Source organism: Microbacterium schleiferi (assembly GCF_015565955.1).
Classification (GTDB): Bacteria; Actinomycetota; Actinomycetes; order Actinomycetales; family Microbacteriaceae; genus Microbacterium; species Microbacterium schleiferi_A.
Window position 1 is genome coordinate 17,649 of the sequence record NZ_CP064760.1, and the last position, 13,322, is coordinate 30,970.

Annotated in this window: 13 protein-coding genes, 1 tRNA gene and 1 pseudogene; 7 read left to right on the forward strand and 8 right to left on the reverse strand. The window is 67.1% G+C overall.

Annotated features, from left to right (window positions below; genetic code table 11):
* Positions 1–69 precede the first annotated feature (69 nt).
* Positions 70–642, forward strand: a complete 573-nt coding sequence (locus IT882_RS00100) for a peptidylprolyl isomerase (protein WP_195692656.1) — start codon at positions 70–72, stop codon at positions 640–642.
* Positions 643–660: 18 nt separating this feature from the next.
* On the forward strand, positions 661–1,527 hold the full coding sequence (locus IT882_RS00105; RefSeq protein WP_229382193.1) for a rhomboid family intramembrane serine protease: 867 nt from the start codon (positions 661–663) through the stop codon (positions 1,525–1,527).
* Between the two features lie 72 nt (positions 1,528–1,599).
* On the opposite strand, the gene IT882_RS00110 is transcribed toward IT882_RS00105, so the two are convergent.
* Positions 1,600–1,839, reverse strand: a complete 240-nt coding sequence (locus IT882_RS00110) for a cell division protein CrgA (protein ID WP_195692657.1) — start codon at positions 1,837–1,839, stop codon at positions 1,600–1,602.
* A 184-nt stretch (positions 1,840–2,023) separates the two neighbouring features.
* Here IT882_RS00110 and IT882_RS00115 point away from each other — a divergent pair, with 184 nt between their 5' ends.
* Genes IT882_RS00115 through IT882_RS00125 form a run of 3 tightly spaced genes read left to right on the forward strand, consistent with a single transcriptional unit; the run spans position 2,024 to position 3,551 of the window.
* Positions 2,024–2,737, forward strand: a complete 714-nt coding sequence (locus IT882_RS00115; protein WP_229382194.1) for a class E sortase — start codon at positions 2,024–2,026, stop codon at positions 2,735–2,737.
* Complete coding sequence (locus IT882_RS00120; protein WP_195692659.1) at positions 2,737–2,892, forward strand: hypothetical protein; 156 nt, start codon at positions 2,737–2,739, stop codon at positions 2,890–2,892. Before IT882_RS00115 ends, IT882_RS00120 begins: the two co-directional genes overlap by 1 nt.
* Complete coding sequence (locus IT882_RS00125; protein ID WP_229382195.1) at positions 2,889–3,551, forward strand: anthranilate synthase component II; 663 nt, start codon at positions 2,889–2,891, stop codon at positions 3,549–3,551. Before IT882_RS00120 ends, IT882_RS00125 begins: the two co-directional genes overlap by 4 nt.
* A 19-nt stretch (positions 3,552–3,570) precedes the next feature.
* Here IT882_RS00125 and pknB read toward each other — a convergent pair whose 3' ends face one another.
* The 7 genes and pseudogenes from pknB to IT882_RS00160 form a co-directional block, all read right to left on the reverse strand.
* Entirely contained in the window at positions 3,571–5,271 is a 1,701-nt protein-coding gene (pknB, locus tag IT882_RS00130; protein WP_267490534.1) for a Stk1 family PASTA domain-containing Ser/Thr kinase, read from the reverse strand.
* Positions 5,272–5,350: 79 nt separating this feature from the next.
* The gene (locus tag IT882_RS00135; RefSeq protein WP_195692661.1) at positions 5,351–7,063 is read right to left on the reverse strand and encodes a serine/threonine-protein kinase; all 1,713 of its coding nucleotides are present in this window, start codon (positions 7,061–7,063) and stop codon (positions 5,351–5,353) included.
* Positions 7,060–8,513, reverse strand: a pseudogene (locus IT882_RS00140) (peptidoglycan D,D-transpeptidase FtsI family protein). The gene IT882_RS00135 and the pseudogene IT882_RS00140 overlap by 4 nt, the downstream one beginning before the upstream one ends.
* A 16-nt stretch (positions 8,514–8,529) precedes the next feature.
* A complete protein-coding gene (locus IT882_RS00145; RefSeq protein WP_195692662.1) occupies positions 8,530–9,936 on the reverse strand; it encodes an FtsW/RodA/SpoVE family cell cycle protein in 1,407 nt (468 codons plus the stop codon).
* Complete coding sequence (locus IT882_RS00150; RefSeq protein ID WP_195692663.1) at positions 9,929–11,170, reverse strand: PP2C family protein-serine/threonine phosphatase; 1,242 nt, start codon at positions 11,168–11,170, stop codon at positions 9,929–9,931. Before IT882_RS00150 ends, IT882_RS00145 begins: the two co-directional genes overlap by 8 nt.
* Positions 11,171–11,183: 13 nt before the next feature.
* Positions 11,184–11,702, reverse strand: coding sequence for an FHA domain-containing protein FhaB/FipA (locus IT882_RS00155; protein ID WP_195692664.1), 519 nt, complete (start codon positions 11,700–11,702; stop codon positions 11,184–11,186).
* Entirely contained in the window at positions 11,699–12,436 is a 738-nt protein-coding gene (locus tag IT882_RS00160) for an FhaA domain-containing protein (protein ID WP_195692665.1), read from the reverse strand. The genes IT882_RS00155 and IT882_RS00160 overlap by 4 nt, the downstream gene beginning before the upstream one ends.
* 153 nt (positions 12,437–12,589) lie before the next feature.
* Here IT882_RS00160 and IT882_RS00165 point away from each other — a divergent pair.
* Both IT882_RS00165 and IT882_RS00170 read left to right on the forward strand, forming a co-directional pair.
* Positions 12,590–12,673: transfer RNA gene (locus IT882_RS00165), tRNA-Leu, on the forward strand.
* A 56-nt stretch (positions 12,674–12,729) separates the two neighbouring features.
* The gene (locus IT882_RS00170) at positions 12,730–13,302 is read left to right on the forward strand and encodes a hypothetical protein (protein ID WP_195692666.1); all 573 of its coding nucleotides are present in this window, start codon (positions 12,730–12,732) and stop codon (positions 13,300–13,302) included.
* Positions 13,303–13,322: the final 20 nt, after the last annotated feature.

Below are 13,322 nucleotides of genomic sequence, written 5' to 3' on the forward strand. Positions count from 1 at the left end.
GGTCTTCCCATCTTGCCATGTGTGCCGCAGACGGGAAGTGTTCCCGGCGAACTCTGAAAGAATGGCGGCATGCCTCAGCACACCGCGGTCGCCACGATCCACACTAACCACGGCGACATCGTCGTCAACCTTTTCGGGGACCAGGCCCCGCGCACGGTCCAGAACTTCGTCGGCCTCTCCGACGGAACCCGTGACTGGACACACCCGGCCACCGGCAAGCCGGGTGAGGGCGCGCTCTACACGGATGTCATCTTCCACCGCATCATCGAGGGCTTCATGATCCAGGGCGGCGACCCGCTGGGCGTCGGCACGGGTGGTCCCGGATACAACTTCAACGACGAGATCAGCCCCGAGCTCACCTTCACCGAGCCGTACAAGCTCGCGATGGCCAACGCCGGACTGCGCCGCAATGCCATCACCGGCCAGGCCGAGGGCACGAACGGTTCCCAGTTCTTCATCACGGTTCCCGGTCAGGGCGGCCGTGGTCCCGAGTGGCTTCAGGGCAAGCACACGATCTTCGGTGAGGTCGCGGATGACGAATCCCGCCGTGTCGTCGACGCGATCAGCGCCGTCGCTACCGGCCCCGGCGACCGCCCGGTCGAGCCCGTCGTCATCTCGTCGATCGACATCGCTTCGGTCTGACGGGCGTCGGCGTCTGCCGTGACGACTTCCGAGGAGTTCCGCAGCAACCGGGACAACTTCTGCTACCGGCATCCGGACCGGCAGAGCTTTGTGCTGTGCCAGCGCTGCATGCGCACCATCTGTCCGGAGTGTCAGACGCAGGCCGCCGTCGGCGTGATCTGCCCGGAGTGCATGCGCGAACAGCGCGCCACGCGGACGAGCGCGCAGAAGAAGGCTGAGCGGCGCTGGTCTCGGGCGCCCGTGGCGGCGGTCGGCACGCAGCGTCCGACGGCAACCTACGTCATCATCGCGATCACCGCCGCGGTGTTCGTGCTGCAGCTGTTCATCCCAGCGATTGACGGACTGTTCGCGTTCAACAGCGTCTACGTCATCCCGTCGATCGCGTTCGAGCCGTGGCGGCTCCTCACGGCGGTCTTCCTGCACTCGAGCTTTTTCCACGTCGGCTTGAACATGCTGGCGCTGTGGATGATCGGCAGATCGCTGGAACCACTCCTCGGGCACGGCCGATTCGTCGCGCTCTACCTGCTGTCCGGCCTCGGCGGCTCGGTCGGGGTTGCCCTCATCGCGCCGGGAATCTGGGTCGTCGGGGCTTCTGGCGCCGTCTTCGGTCTTCTCGGTGCCCTCTTGGTGATCGGTCGCCATATCGGGGCGAACATCACGGGCATCCTGATCGTGCTCGGCATCAACCTCGTGATCGGGTTCATCCCTGGCTACAACATCGCTTGGCAGGCCCACGTCGGCGGCCTTGTTGTCGGTGCGCTGATCGGATTGGTCTTCGCTCGCACGCGCACCCGGGCCAGGCAACCGCTGCAGATCGGTCTTCTGGTCCTCATCGGCGTGGGCCTGCTGGCCCTGCTCGCGGTCCCCGCGGTGTTCTACGTGTGATTCATCCACAGATTCATCCACACCTGGGGATGAATCACAGCCGTGTAATTCGGCGGCGACGGATTCGTCGGGTCAGCGCCAGCGCGTAGTCATGAGGAAACCGACGAAGGCGATGCCGAATCCGATCACGAGGTTCCAGGCATCGATCCCGGGAATCGGGAACTGCATGCCGCTGATATAGAAGACCAGAACCCAAACCAAGCCCAAGAGCATGAGCCCGATCATGACCGGCTTGAACCAGACCGGGTTCGGTGCGGAATCCGCGCTGCTGGTCTCGACGATCGGTTCGTCGTCGTTGCTCGGGCGTGCCATGAGTCAAGTCTAACTGCCAGGGCTCCTCCAGCAGGAGACGAATAGAATCGCCCCTGATGTACGACGCTCTCAGACGAGGGCTGAGACGAGGGGGATGCCTGTGGGCGATGCGGATCAGACGCCGCACCCAACCCGTCGTTCGCGTCGCACCGGGCGCCGGCGGCGCAGGGTCAGCGTCCTCGGCGTGATCGGGGAACTGCTCATCACGGTTGGTGTCTTGGCCTTCCTGTATGTCGGATGGCAACTCTGGCTCGGAGACGTCATCCAGGGTGCGCAGAAGAACGCCGCCGGCAGCGAGCTCTCGGAGCAGTGGGCCCAGGCCACCCAGACCGCGCCACCCTCGCCGGAGGCCTCGGCCACGCCGGAACCGACCGCGACGACCGAGGCGGACGTTCCCATCCCGGTTCTCGGGCAACCTGACGATGCGCAAGAGTTCGCGGTCATGCACGTGCCCCGGTGGGGACCCGACTACAGCGTGAAGATCGCCGGCGGTGTCTCGCGCGCGCGTACCCTCGACCCGATCGGCATCGGGCACTATCCGAACACGCAGATGCCCGGTGAAAGCGGAAACTTCGCCGTCGCCGGCCACCGCACGACGTACGGAAAGCCGTTCTCCGACATCGAGACCTTGCGCATCGGTGACGCCATCGTGGTCGAGACCGAAGCCGGGTGGTACACCTATCGGTTCCGCACCCTTGAGTACGTCCACCCGACCGAGACCTCTGTCCTCGGGGCGGTGCCCCAGATGGATGTTGCCGCCGGCGACGCCTACATCACGATGACCAGCTGCAGCCCCCGCTGGAGCATGACCGAGCGGATCGTCGCCTACGGCGTCTTCGAGTCGTTCACCCCGCGCGCTGACGGTCCGCCCGCATCCCTCACGGAAGGAATCGCCTGATGTACGCCGCTCTGTGGCACGTGCTGCCCGGGCCCTGGTGGGCCAAGGTCGCGATCCTGACCGTGATGGCTGCCGCGGTCCTGTACGGGCTCGTCTTCTACGTCTTCCCGTGGATCAGCGAGCTGACCACACCGCAGGACGCGACAGTCGGGTGACCGCCGGTCCACAGATCGTCGCCCCGGTGCTCGTGGTCGACAATCACGACAGTTTCGTGCACACCCTCGTGGGATATCTGCACGAGTTGGGCGCCGAGACGGTCATGGTCGAAGCCGATCAGGTCGAGCCGGATGCCGTCCCTCGCCTCGTCGGCGACCATGCCGGAATCCTCGTCTCCCCCGGTCCCGGTCGGCCTGCCGACACCGCGGCTTCGCAGTTCCTCGTTCGTGAGGCTGTCGACCGCGGCGTCCCCGTCCTGGGGGTCTGCCTCGGGCACCAGGTGATCGCTGAGGCGCTGGGTGCTCGGGTCACTGTTGCTCCTGAACTGTTCCACGGTGTCACTTCGCCGGTCAGCCACGACGGCTCGATGCTGTTCGCCGGCATTCCGTCGCCGTTCGTCGCCAACCGGTATCACTCGCTGTCGGTGGAGCCCGACACGCTCCCCGACGATCTTGTGATCACGGCTCGCACCGACAGCGGAATCGTGATGGGGATCGCTCACCGCCGCGCTCCGCTGTGGGGAGTCCAGTTCCACCCCGAGAGCGTCCTCACCGAGGGCGGCTACCGCCTCCTGGCGAACTGGTTGGAACGCGTCGGTGTTACGGGTGCCGTGCACCGCTCCCACAGTCTGCGACCCCACATCGCCATCACCGCCTGAGCCGAGCGGCAGAGGCAGCTCAGCCCGAGCAGTAGGTCAACGTGATCGTCGACCGGATGGGCACCTCGCCGGGCGCGAGGGACTGCGCGATCACGACCGGCGGGTTGGTCGCCGGGCACGAGGAGTCTTCCTGCGTCTCGACCGTCACCTGTGTATCGGGTGCTTCGAGTTCCCGCGTTGCGGCCTCGACGGTGTATCCGGTCACGTCGTTGATCAGAACACGTCCGGTTGCCACGACGAGATCGACACTGCTTCCGACCGCGACCTCATCACCGGTTGCCGGGTCGGCCGAGATGACCGTGCCCGCGGAGAGGGTGGGGTCGTTGCGGGAGGTGACGGTGCCGACCCGCAGCCCCACCTGCTCGAGAGCTTGTGTCGCTGCCTCTTGGGTGAGACCCGCGAGCGTCGGCACGGCAGCGAGCTCCTGACCCGTAGACACGTACACCCTGATTTCCTGGTTCACCTCGACCGAGACATCCGTATCGGGGTCCGTCCGGATGACGTTTCCTTCAGCAACCTCGACGCTCGATTCCTCGACGCGAACGGGCACCAGGTCTTGAGCGATCAGTTCCTCGGAGGCCCGCTCGTAGGTCATGCCGGTCACGTCGGGAACGATGCGGGAGTTGCTCGGTACCGTGTCGTCTCCGCGAGGGATCGTCAGCACCCAGAAGAGCACGGAGATCAGGAGCACCGCGAGGATCGCGACACCCGCCCACACCCAGGCGACGGGCGGACCTGACTGCGTGCGCCGCATCGTGGTGTCGGTCGAGAGCTGACGAAGCGATCGGGCGGTCTCGGCAGCCTGCCGCGGGTTGGGTCCGTACAGCTCGCTCGTGAGGGTTCCGAGCTGGCGGCGCGAGGGCGCCTTGCCGGTGAGCGCGTGCGTCAGAGCGGCGCGAAACGACGCCGAATCCTGGTAGCGCTGGAACGGGTCCTTGGCGAGAGCCCGCAGCACGACGGCATCCAGTGCGCGCGGGATGTCTTCGTTGATCTCCGACGGGGTGAGGGGTGTTTCGCTGACGTGCTGGTACGCAACGGCAACCGGAGACTCACCGCGAAACGGTGCGCGCCCGGTCAGGAGCTCATAGAGCACGACACCGGTGGAGTACAGGTCGGCACGAGCGTCGACCGGCTCCCCCTTTGCCTGCTCGGGCGAAAAGTAGGCGGCAGTCCCCAGGATCGCGGTGGTCTCGGCGACCGTGGATGACGAGTCCGAGACAGCGCGCGCGATGCCGAAGTCCATGACCTTGATGTGGTCGTCGGCGGTGACCATGACGTTGCCGGGTTTGATGTCGCGGTGCACGACGCCGGCTCGGTGGGAGTACTCGAGCGCCTCGAGGATGCCGTCGGCGTAGGCAACCGCACGTTCGGCATCGAGGGGGCCGTCTTCAATCAGATCCTTGAGGAGTTTCCCCGTGACCAGTTCCATGACGATGTACGGCACCGGCTGGGTCGACCCGTCGGGCAAGGACTCGGTCTCTTCGCCGGCGTCGAACACGCGCACGATCGTCGGATGCGACATCCGCGACGCGGCCTGCGCCTCGAGGCGGAACCGGGTGCGGAAGCCGCCATCGCGGGCGAGTTCAGGATCGAGGATCTTGATGGCGACGTCGCGGCCGAGGGTCAGATCGTAGCCGCGGTAGACCGCCGCCATACCGCCACGGCCGATCGGTTCGTCGATTCGGTAGCGTCCCGACAGCACGCGTGAATCGTCGGTCACACTACCCCTCCCTGACTGAGCCAGTCTCTTCAGCCTAGTCGAGTGCCCCTGTGAACTCCGGTCAGGGTGTGGATGCCGGTCAGGGTGTGGTGGTCGGAGCCGGGGTCGGCGCTGCCTGGATCTGTACCTGCATCTGTGGCGAGGCATCCGACCGTCGCTGCTCGGTTCCGCCACTGCACAATGCGGTGTACGACGCCGTCAGGGTCTGTCCTGTCGCGTTGGCGATGAGGATCGCCTCGTCGCGGTCATTCGGCGGGAAGTCGCGCTGCGAGGTGCCGTCGACGGTGAAGACGGCGTTCTGCAGCGTGACGGTGTAACCGCTGAGGGTTCCCGTGCCCGTCGGGCACGTGAAGCTGTCCCACGTCAGCGTGACGGTCGACCCGGCCTCGGCGGGCGCGCCTCCCTGGATGGCCGGCGGGTTGCTCGGGCCCCCGATCGGGGTGACCTGGCCGTAGCACGAGACGGTCAGTGCTGTCGTCGGCTCGATGTTGCCGGTCGGGTTGACCTGCCAGACGACGCCGACCTGCGAGTCATCCGGAGCCGCGGTGCCCGTGTCGGTGACGACCTCGAGAACGCCCGCGCTCTTGGCGGCCTGCACTGCCTGCTCGCACTGCATGCCGACGAGGTTCAGGCTGTCGATGTTGATGCGGGTTTCGCTGGGCGAGGGCGTCGGGGTCGATGCGCTGGGCGAGGGGGCCGACGACGAGTTGGTGGGGTCGGGCGCCGGCTGCTGGTTGGCAAGGAGGGCCCAGATCGTGCCACCGAGCACGAGGACGAGAAGGATGATGAGCGCGACAAGCGGCCACGTCCACGGGCTGCGCTTGCGCGGCGCGGGCTCTTCCTCGGGGCTGTCTGGCGCCGGCATCAGCCGTGTCTCTGCGGACGTCGCCGTCGAGGTGAGGAGGGCCGTCGCGTCATCGGCGGCTACGGCCCCGGCGGCGATCGCCGGGATGGCGGCAGCGGCCGCGGCGACATCGCCTCGGCGAAGAGCGGTGGCAGCACGCGCGACGGCGGCAGCGGTGGCCGGGCGGTCTTCGGGCTTCTTGGCGATCATCGCCATGACGAGGTTCTGGACGGGAACGGCCACGGTCGGCGGCAGCGGCGGCGGCTGCTCGTTGATCTGGGCCATCGCGATCGCGACCTGGGACTCGCCGGTGAACGGACGCTTGCCCGCGAGGCACTCGTACGCGACGATGCCGAGCGAGTAGACATCGGTCGCGGGCGATGCCGGGTGACCGGATGCCTGCTCGGGCGACAGGTACTGCACGGTGCCCATGACCTGACCGGTTGCGGTCAGCGGCACCTGGTCGGCGATGCGGGCGATACCGAAGTCGGTGATCTTGACGCGCCCGTCAGGGGTGATGAGGAGGTTGCCCGGCTTGATGTCGCGGTGGACAAGCCCTGCAGCGTGAGCTGCCTGCAGCGCCGCGGAGGTCTGGGCGATGATGTCGAGAGTCTTGTCGGTGGACAGCGAACCGTCTCGTTCGAGAATCGTCGAGAGCGCTTCACCCGGAACGAGTTCCATGACCAGGAACGCGCTGCCGTTCTCCTCGCCGTAGTCGAAGACGCTCGCGATGCCCTCGTGGTTGACGAGAGCCGCGTGGCGGGCTTCGGCGCGGAAGCGCTCCAGAAAGCCGGGGTCGCCCATGTACTCGTCTTTGAGGATCTTGATCGCGACCGTCCGTCCGATGACGTGGTCGGTTGCTTCCCAGACCTCGCCCATGCCGCCGATCGCGATCCGCGAATCCAGCTCGTAACGGCCGCCGAAGGTCACACCCTGCGTCGGTCTCATTTGTTCAGCACCGCCTCCATGACCTGCTTCGCGATCGGGGACGCGATGAGGTCCCCGTATCCCGACTGACCCTTTCCGCCACCGTTTTCCACGACGACGGCCACTGCCACCTCGGGATCGTCGGCGGGCGCGAACCCGGTGAACCAGAGGGTGTACGGCTTGTCGGGTCCGTTCTCCGCCGTACCCGTCTTACCGGCCACGTCGACGCCCTCTATTCTTGCATTCGAGGCGGCGCCGTTTTCGACATTCGCGACCATCATGGCGACCATCTCCTCAGTGAGGGCGGGGCTCAGTGCCTCGCCGAAAACAGTGTTCTCAAACGTCTGCTGTACCGACAGGTCAGGTCCGATGACCTGATCGACCATGCGGGGGTTCATGACGATCCCGCCGTTGGCGATCCCGGCTGACACCATCGCCATCTGCAGCGGTGTTGCCGTCACCTGTCCCTGACCGAAGCCCGTGAGGGCGGTCTGCGGGGCATCGAGCCCCGGGGATAGCTCGAGGGGATCGAATCGAGCGGGATGGCAAACGACAGGTTGAAGCCGAACTTCTCGGCCTGTTGGCGGATCGCTTCGTCGCCCAGCTGCACAGCCAGCTGCGCCATGGGGATGTTGCAGCTGAGGCGGAGGGCGTCGGCAATCGACACGGTCTCGCCCGGGCCGCACGTTCCGCCGCTGGCGTTGCGGATCGTGTTGGACGACTGCGGGAGCTGCCAGATGGCGGGGTTCGGGATCTGCGATTCGGGGGTGTACTGGCCCGAGGCGAGCGCCGCGGCGACGACGACGACCTTGAACGTCGACCCCGGCGGGTTGAGATCTCCGGCGATGGCGCGGTTGTACAGCGGATTGGCCGGATCCGCGAGCAGCCTCGCATAGTCAGTCTCGACCTGCTCCGTGTTGTGCGAGACGAGCAGGTTCGTGTCGTAGCTCGGGCTGGTGACCATCGCCAGGACCCGCCCGGTGTCGGGTTCGATCGCGATGACAGCGCCCTGCAGATCGCCGAGGGCCTCGTAGGCTGCACGCTGCACATCGGCATCCAGCGACAGCACGACATTGGAGCCGCGCGGCGGCTGCCCGGTGAGGATCTGCTCGATCCGCGAGAGGAACTGCGAACTCGCGGTGCCGCTGAGCTCGTCATTCATCGCCTGTTCGATGCCCGTCGCTTCACCGACGACCGGGATCACGCCGGTCACCGGAGCCCACATGTCGGGATCGACGTAGACACGCTGCCAGCTGAAGACGTCGCTGGACGGCACGGATGAGGCAATCGCCGAACCGCTCGCGATGATGGATCCGCGCTGCACCTCGTACGAGTCGTACAGGGCGCGGGTATTGCGGGGGTAGTCGGCGAGGTCCGCGGACTGAACGCCCTGGATCCACGTGGTCGACGCGAACAGCGCGAGGAACATCATCAGCATCAGGATGCTGAGTCGGCGCAACTCCTTGGTCATCGTGCCATCACCCCCGTCATCCGATCACCGCACGAGGTCGGCTGCGGACGGCATCCGAGATCCGCAGCAGGAGCGCCACGATGATCCAGTTGGCCACGAGCGAGGATCCGCCCGCCGCCAGGAACGGCGTCGTGAGTCCCGTGACGGGGATCACGCGGGTGACCCCGCCGACCATGATGAACACCTGCAACGCGATCGTGAAGGCGAGGCCGGTCGCAAGAAGCTTGCCGAAGTCATCCTGCCCGGCGACACCGATCCGGATGCCGCGGGCGACGAACACCATGTACAGCAGCAGGATCGCGAAGACACCGGCAAGGCCGAGCTCTTCGCCAAGGCTGGGGAGGATGTAGTCGCTCTGCGACAGCGGTGTGATGTACGGGCGGCCCTGCCCGAGTCCGGTGCCGATCAGGCCGCCATGGGCGAGGCCGTAGATGCCTTGTACGAGCTGGAAGCTGCCGCCGGTTGCATCGATGCGCTCGGGGTTGAAGGGGTCGAGCCAGTTGTCGAAGCGTCCGCCGACGTAGGTCAGGATGCGCGAGGCGAAGAACGCGCCGGCGGCTGCCAGCACGAGACCGATGACGACCCAGGAGGTCTTGCCGGTGGCAACGTAGAGCATCGCGACGAACATGCCGAACAGCAGCAGGCCGGTGCCGAGGTCGCGCTGCAGCACGATGATGCCGAGCGAGATCAGCCAGAGCACGAGCAGGGGTCCGAGCTCGCGCGCTCGCGGCCACGTCATGCCGAGGAACCGGGTGCCGACAGAGCTCAGACTCTCGCGCGTGCGCACGAGGTAGCCGGCGAAGAAGATCGCCAGCGAGATCTTTGCGAGCTCACCGGGCTGGAACGAGAAGATCCCCAGCGACACCCAGACGTCGGCGTTCGCGTCGGTTCCCAGGCCCGGCACGATCGGGAGCAGGAGCAGCGCGATCCCGACGAACCCGAAGATGTAGGTGTAGCGGAACAGCACGCGGTAGTTGCGCAGCGCGATCACGACGGCGAGGCATCCGAGGATCGCGATCCCCGCCCACGCGAGCTGGCGAACCGACGCCGCATCCCAGCCCTCCGCGCCGATCGCGAGGTCGATGCGGTAGATCATTGCGATCCCGAGCCCCGTGAGCAGGGTGGCTATCGGCACGACGAACGGGTCGGCATCGCGTGCCCACACGCGCAGGGCGACGTGGACGGCGATCACTGTCGTGAACAGCCCACCGAACGCGATGAGGTAGCCCGGCGCGATCTCGCCCATGACGCCGAGCTGGACCAGCACGAGCGCGCCGAGGGAGAGCACGAGGGCGAACAGCAGCAGGCCCAGCTCGCGGTTGCGCTGCTTTTGGGGTGTACGCAGGCGCTTGAGTGCCCGGACGACTGCCGTGTCGGCCGAGATCTCGGGCGCCGGCTCGCGCGTGATCGCGGGATCAGCCACTGGGCACCTCCGCTCGCGATTCGATTCTGTCGACGATCGCTCGCGCGTCTGCCAGAGATCGTGCCGAGATGGTGCGCTCGACGGTTGTGCGGTCGAACGACTGGAGGTCGGCCAGCAGGATGCCGGTGTCTTCGTACGGGGTCGACAGCGAGATCGGGCCGATGTTCTGCTGGATGCCGCGGTAGATGACGACAGTGTCGTCGTCGGCGCCGACGAAGAATCGGGTCTGCGTCCACTGGTACGCCCCGAAGAGGGCGACACCGATCATCGCCAGCACGATCACGAAGCCCGCGATCCAGGCGAGCTGACGACGGCGCGAGCGGCGCCGGTCCTCTTCGATGAGCTCCTCGAGGAACTCCGGTGCGGGCTCGAAGTGGCTCGGTTCGTTGGCGGCCTGGCGCGCAGGGTGGAGCCAGCTCGTGCGCGAGCTGCGCGCGGCGGGAACGTCGATCCCTTCCGGGTTGGACGCGGAACCGACAACCGTCGCCGTTCCCGAGAAGAGCGGATGCTGACCGCCGACATCGACCAGCACGATCGTGACGTTGTCGGGCGCTCCCGCGTCCAGGGCCATCTTCAGCAGGGCATCCGCGGTCCGGGCGGGAGCGAGATCGGCCCCCAGGGCCTTGGCGGTCTGGGTGTCGGGGACGACCCCGCACAGCCCGTCCGAGCACAGGAGCCAGCGATCGCCCGGCTGGGTCGGCATGACGAACGTGTCGATCTCGGGGTTCGGTGACATATCCCCGAGCACGCGCATGAGCACCGAGCGCCGCGGGTGATACCGCGCCTCCTCGGGGGTGATGCGCCCCGAGTCCACGAGGCGCTGGACGAAGGTGTGGTCTGTGGTGATCTGCGTCAGCGCGCCATCGCGGTACAGGTACACTCGGGAGTCGCCGATGTGGGCGATGACGGCATAGTCGTCGACCATCGCGAGGGCGCTCACTGTCGTTCCCATGCCGGCAAGTTCCGGGCGCACGGCGACGGTGTCGATGAGTGTCGCCGCGGTGTCGGTAATCGCCTCGCCGAGGGCCCGTTCGGCAGCTGCCGGTGAGTCGAAGGGCCGGTCGAGGTCGGTGAGCTGCGCGATCGCGATGCTCGAGGCAACGTCGCCCCCGGCGTGGCCGCCCATCCCGTCGGCGACGACGAACAGGTTGGATCCGGCGTACCCGGAATCCTGATTGTTCGAGCGCACCTTCCCGGTGTGCGAGAGTGCCGCGCTGGATCCTTCGAAGACCATGACGGGTCGGCCGTTACTTCCGCAGTTCGAAGGTCGTGGCGCCGACCTTGATGGGGGCGCCGATCTTCACCTCGACCGGCGCTGACACGCGTACGCCGTCGTGCCACGTGCCGTTCGTCGAATCGAGGTCTTGCAGCATCCACTGGTCGCCCCACAGCAGCAGGCGGGCGTGATGGCTCGAGGTGTAGTCGTCACGGATGACGAGCCCCGACTCGCTGGATCGCCCGATCGTCAGCGGCTCGGTGCCCAGCGGCAGCTCGAGACCGGTCTTCGGGCCGCTGGTGATCACGATGCGCGAGACGGTGTCTTTCTTCGCGGGGTCGCCGGCAGCTGCCGACGGGGCCGTCAGGGCTGTGGGGGCCACGGGAGCGGTCTCGCGGGGCGCTGGGGCAGCCGGTGCCGCCGCCTCCGGCATCCGTCGCACGCGCACGCCGAAGACGTCGGCGCGCAGCGAGTACACGACGGCGAACACGAAGAACCACAGCACCAGGAGGAACCCGATCTGCAGCAGAAGAAGCGTCAGTTCGCTCATGCGCGCCCGCCCCCGTCGAACATGTCGAACGCGCGGGTGGCATCGGATGCCGCAGGCCGCGCCGGTGCCGAGGCCTGCGCGACGATCCGGAAGACCATGTCGGTGCGGCCGATCGTGATCGTCGCGTCCGGCGGCAACGGCGACTCGCTGATCTTGCGGCCGTTCAGCAGCGTCCCGTTGGTGGATCCGAGGTCGCGCACCATAGCGCGCTCGCCGTCCCAGAGAACCTCGACGTGACGTCGGCTGGTGCCGGCATCCGCCAGAGTGATGTCGGCGTCGCTGCCGCGTCCGATCACGGTCCGCGCCTTGACGAGCGGATGCCGCTGGCCGGCGATGTCCAGGACGCCGCGCCACGACACCGATCCCTGCGCGGTCGAGGAGTCGACCTGCAGGGTTCCGGTCGAGAGGGCATCGTCGCGGCGGATGGTCACCGAGACGGGACCCGCAAACGTGTACCCCTGCGCGCGGGAGTGCTTTGCCACCAGGTCGGCCAGTTCGTCGACGAGGGGCTGGCCGATGGCCTGCATCCGCTCGTCGTCGGAGGGCGCGAGCCGGACGGTGAAGGTGTTGGGGGCGAGAATCCGGTCCCGGGCAACCACGGCGGCCTTCTTGTCGAGCTCGCTGCGCAGGGCAGAAGCGATCTCGACGGGCTGGATCCCGCTACGGAAGGTCTTCGCGAACGCGCCATTGACGGCACGTTCGAGCCCCTTCTCGAAGCTGTCAAGTAGTCCCACGGATCTCCTCAGGCAGGCAGAGCGGTGCGTCCATGCTAGTTGGAGACTCTGAACAGGCCATGGACGACCTGGCCGTCAAGCTCGGATACCGGACTCGACGCCCCGATCTGCCGTGATATCCTCGGGAAGTTGATCCGCGGTTCGCCGCGGTTCGCGCGAGTGGCGGAATAGGCAGACGCGCTGGCTTCAGGTGCCAGTGCCCGAAAGGGCGTGGGGGTTCAACTCCCCCCTCGCGCACAGGAGAGAAGGTCCCGAGAGGGGCCTTCTTTTCGTCCTACCCGACTCGAGGCGCCATGAGATCCCAGCCTGCCGCGGCCCTGGCCGCCCTCGCGATTGCGGGCATCGCGCTGACCGGCTGCACCGCCGAGTCCTCGCCCGACCCGAGTCCGACACCATCGATCAGCGAGAGCGCTGAGGCGGCACCGGGAACGCGAGCCAACCCCCTGGCCGTCGGCGAGACGATTCCGCTTGCTGACGGGTCGGCGTGGTCAGTGGGCGCGACAGCGGCGACCGAGGTCGGCGACGGGTATGTCGTGCTTCCGCTCCGGATCCTCATCGACTGGGATGCGATTCGCGCTCAGCTGGTCGAGTCAGGCGATGACCCCGCGGATGCCGACACTCTCGGGATCGATCCCTGGGCCTCGCTCATCGTTCGCTATATCGGCGCGAGCGGACGCAGCTACGACCTGTTCGAGAACGCTGCGGCCGACATCCCGAACCAGCTGTGGTCGGTCGGAACGGTGTATCCGCCCGCCGACGATCTGTCGGTCAACGTCGCGGTCACCGTCCCCGCCGACGAGATCGAGGGCGGCGTCTGGACGGTTCTCAACACGGGCGGCGACGCCGTCTTTCTCGCGGCATCCTGAGCGGGGTATTGATCCGGCGT